A 905-nucleotide genomic window follows, 5' to 3' on the forward strand; every position below is an offset into this window, starting at 1 on the left:
AAGCCGGGCAGCGCATGCAGCGCCAGCAGCGCGCGCACGAGCGGCATCGCCACGCGCAGGTCGCGCGTGCGGCCGAGCAGCTCGAGGGCCTGCTTCTTGACTTGCTTCCATTCAGGGGGGACGGCGGGGACGATCGTGTCCCCATACTGGACTTCTGGCTTGCCGAGCGCACTCTGCTCGAGCTCCAGGAATGCGGGGTCATACTCGAGATTCGGTCCGCAAGGGGCGGTCTCCTCCAAATCCTCGAGCAGGACATCGACGTCGACAATACTCATGATTGTGCGCGTTCTTACTAGTTGTAGGACGTGTTTGAACTCGTCGTCACGGCACCGGGCCGCGCGCGGTTCTTATTTAGTGTGTTTCGTGAGGATTTTTCCCCTACGAACCGCGCACTATACGCCATTTAGCGGTCTCGTCGTTAACACGAAACCTAAATTTTTTTGCACTAATATTTGCCCAAAATGGTTGACAGCAGTTTCAGAACACGATCATTTTTCGGCACAGATGAGCCAAGTAAAAGGCATTGGTTGCCTTTCATGGAACGATGCTTATGTTCTTTACAAGAGATGTCAATACGGCATTCAGGCGCAGCCTGTGACCAGGAGTAGCGGCACGCCCGTCCACGTCACCGCCACGAGCGCCAGCACGGCCAGCACGAGGCGGGCCCAGTCGACCAGGCCGGCATCCTCGCGCCGGGGCGCCTCGCGCGCGGGGTGGGGCCGTGCCCCCACATGCACCCGCAGAAACGCCACCAGGGAGCCCGGCAGGGTGCGCGCCAGCGCCAGTAGGCGGCGCGGGGGGCGGCCGGGTGGGTGTTTTTTTGGGGCAAGTTCGCGCAGCTTGCCGAGCGTAATCTGCAGGCCGTAGTGGCGGCACAGCATGGCGAGGCAGGCCGCGCCGCAATC

General features: G+C 61.7%; 1 protein-coding gene and 1 pseudogene. Both read right to left on the bottom strand.

Annotated features, from left to right (window positions below; all coding sequences use genetic code 11):
- Positions 1 to 275: ImpA family type VI secretion system protein (locus ACEN88_RS32875; protein WP_413346476.1), on the bottom strand; the 275-nt coding region annotated here is incomplete at its 3' end.
- Between the two features lie 549 nt (positions 276 to 824).
- Positions 825 to 905 (bottom strand): annotated as a pseudogene (locus tag ACEN88_RS32880) (cysteine peptidase family C39 domain-containing protein); the annotation flags it as partial.

Source organism: Massilia sp. CT11-108, from assembly GCF_047302915.1.
GTDB lineage: Bacteria > Pseudomonadota > Gammaproteobacteria > Burkholderiales > Burkholderiaceae_D > Telluria > Telluria orientalis.